This is a genomic window from Streptosporangium minutum (assembly GCF_002149035.1).
GTDB lineage: Bacteria > Actinomycetota > Actinomycetes > Streptosporangiales > Streptosporangiaceae > Streptosporangium > Streptosporangium minutum.
On sequence record NZ_NGFP01000458.1, the window covers coordinates 1 to 2787 of the forward strand.

The following is a 2787-nucleotide window of genomic DNA, read 5'->3' on the forward strand; positions in this document are numbered from 1 at the left end:
GCACCGGCCCGGCTGCTCAGCAAGGACTACTGCGAGCTTCTGATCAGGGCGGACTTCGGGCCGATGCTCGGCTCCGGCCCGGCCCGGACGGCCGAGGAGCGCCGTGTGGTCAGGAGGATGGACGCGGTGCTCGCCGGCAGGGACCCGGAGGCCGTGCTCGGGGCGGACCCCGGCCCCTGCCGCGAGCATCTGCGCCGCGACCGCCAGGCGGGGATCATCATCGCCTACGGCGCCGCGCCGCGGTCGAGCATCGGACCCGCCACGCAGGTCGCGAAGCGGGTGAGCGACGCCGTCATCGCGGGCCAGCCGCGCTTCGCGGGTGCCACGGCACTGGCCCAGTGGACCGAGCAGGGCGCCGACCGGGTCAAGATGATCGTCTTCTTCTACGAGCAGTAGGCCCGCGGCGCGCGTGCCCGGCCGCGGGCCGCCGGTCAGCGTCCCACCCGCCGCCGTTCCGCGCGGTCGAGCCGCCATCGGCCGTACCGGCTCTGCCAGCGCGCCCGCGCGTGGCGCCAGCCCGCCTGGCCCCGGGAGAGCCCGCTCTCGGAGCGCTCCACCAGCACCCGCGTCACCGCCGTCCTGATCGCCGGGTAGCGCAGCCGCAGCTCGAACCAGAGGGACTCGGCGGTCCTGCCGGCCCGGACCAGGACCGAACGCCCCTGGTCCGTGAGCTCCTGCCTCCGCCGCCGGAACTCCTCCCGGCTCTCCTCGGCGAGCTGCCTGCCGGCCTCGTCGGCGCTTGAGGTGAGCAGGAGCACCGACACGATGGCGGCGCGGGTCTCGACCTCCCCGGCGTTGCCCTTCAGGGCTTTCCTGCGCTGCTCCGACCACCAGGTGACCCGCCCGATCGCGGCCCGGCGCAGCGGGTGCAGGCTTTCGGCGCGCAGCCGCCATCGCTGCGCGCGGGCGGCCTGCGGGACCAGGCACAGCTCGACGGCCGCCGCCACGCCCCGCTCCCACGTCCCGGCGGAGACCGGTCCGACGATGTCGTACAGCCGGTCGAGCACGGCGCGCACCTCGGCCATCACGACGGGGACCTCGGCCTCGACCTCGAGCAGGCGCGCGCATCCGCCCGCCGTACCCTCCGGGCACCGCGGATGCGAGCAGCGGTGGCGGGCCGCGTGGGCGAGCGCGCCGGCCGCCACGGCGTCGGCGACGGCGTGGTGGCCGGACGATCCGCCCCTGGCCAGGTCGAGGAGGCCCTCGGCGTCGATCGCCATTCCCCGGTATCTCGGCCGCAGCCCGGCCGTGAACGCGGCGGCGAAGGCGGCGACGGCCACGGGCTCCGCCTTGTCGAGCCATCCCCGGTCGAAGCGCTCGTCGCGGACCTCGCGATCGAGCCAGGCCGCGAGCCGGTTCCGGCCGCCGTCGCGCAGCCAGGACTCGGCCGCCCCGGGCCGCGCGGTCAGGTCGATCGCCAGGGCGGCAGGGGTGGCATGGCTCCGGCCGGCGAACTCCACGGGAGCGTACCGGCGGACGGGCGCGACGTCCGGCGCGGCGCCCGCCAGCCACGACCGCACCTCGGCCGCGCCCCACCGGGCGGCGGGGTCGACGGTCAGCAGACCGGCGAGCAGCGGCTCCCAGCCCTCCCGGCCGGCGGCTCCGAGGTCGACGGCCGCGTCGCCCGGCTCGAACACCGCAGGACGCCCGGTCAGCAGCTCGTGAGCGACGACACCCAGCGTCCACCAGGCGGCGGGGGCGCCGCGGACCCCTTCGAGGGTCTCGGGCGCCGCGGGCCAGGGAGAGCCGTCGGGGAGGGCCGCCCACTGCGCGGCACGGTGGTGGCCGAGCGCCAGGACCAGCGGTTCGGTCTGCCTGACCAGCAGGTCTTCGGGGCCGAAGTCGCCGACCTCGTGTCCCAGAGTGTTCTGCCAGCCGACGAGGCAGCGGGTGACGGCGGCCACGACCTCACGCGCGCGCTCCTCGTGGAAGGGCCCCCTGTGCATGAAGTTCATGAGGTCGCGCAGGCTTCCCAGCGGGAGGAACTCCTGGACCAGCCATGTCGCCTTCGCGCGGTCGTAGTCGATCAGCTTCGTCGTGTACGGCTCCACCGTGATGAGACCGGCCACCCGTTCCAGCAGGGCCGGGTCCGCGCTCAGCCCCGGGCGGTAGATCCTGAGCGTCACCGCCGTGGAGTCGCCCCCGTGCGGGTAGGCGAGGTAGAGGTCGCACTCCTCGTTCTGGAGCAGGAAGCGCTCGGGCGCGTATCTCCCGCCGAGGGTCCACGGGACGGACGTGCGGGGGATCATGCCTCCCCCGCCGGCAGTCCGAGGAGGGAGAGCAGGGTGTACAGGCCCAGACCGGCGGGGACGAGCGAGGTGGCGAGCAGGCGCAGCAGCAGGAGCGGGGCGAGCACGACCGCCGCGCGGTAGGCGAACACCCGCAGGCGCGGCCGCCGCCAGAGCCGGTGCGAGGAGGCCACCACGGCCGCGGTGGCCAGCAGCGCGGTGCAGAGCAGGGTGCCCGGGATGCCGGGCATCCCGAACAGCGCCCATCCGCCGAGGTCGCTCAGCCCGCTGCGCTCGATCCCGGCCGCGATCGCGTCGACCACCGGCCACGCGGAGGCGTATCCGGGCTCCGTGACGCCGGCCGGCCCGGCCGGGTGAACGGCGGAGCCGAGCATGTCGAGGAGTCCGAGCAGGATCACCGGCACCGCGAACCGGCGGCAGCGCCCGGCACGCCGGGCCTTCTCCCCGACGCCCTCCGGCGGGCGCGGCCGGATGCCCGCACCGGTCACCGGACGCATCCGCCGGGGAGCCGGGGCCGGGACCAGGGCCGGGACCGGGG

At 76.1% G+C, this 2787-nt stretch carries 2 protein-coding genes and 1 pseudogene; 1 reads left to right on the forward strand and 2 read right to left on the reverse strand.

The features are described from left to right. A partial coding sequence (locus CA984_RS46895) for a hypothetical protein (RefSeq protein WP_086579111.1) occupies positions 1-396 on the forward strand: 396 nt, incomplete at its 5' end. 35 nt (positions 397-431) lie between these two features. Here CA984_RS46895 and CA984_RS43550 read toward each other — a convergent pair. Together CA984_RS43550 and CA984_RS43555 are read right to left on the reverse strand one after the other, a co-directional pair. Further along, positions 432-2249: a hypothetical protein gene (locus tag CA984_RS43550; RefSeq protein ID WP_086579112.1), complete on the reverse strand. Its 1818-nt coding sequence runs from the start codon at positions 2247-2249 to the stop codon at positions 432-434. Next, a pseudogene (locus CA984_RS43555) lies at positions 2246-2787 on the reverse strand (hypothetical protein); the annotation flags it as partial. The pseudogene CA984_RS43555 and the gene CA984_RS43550, both read right to left, overlap by 4 nt.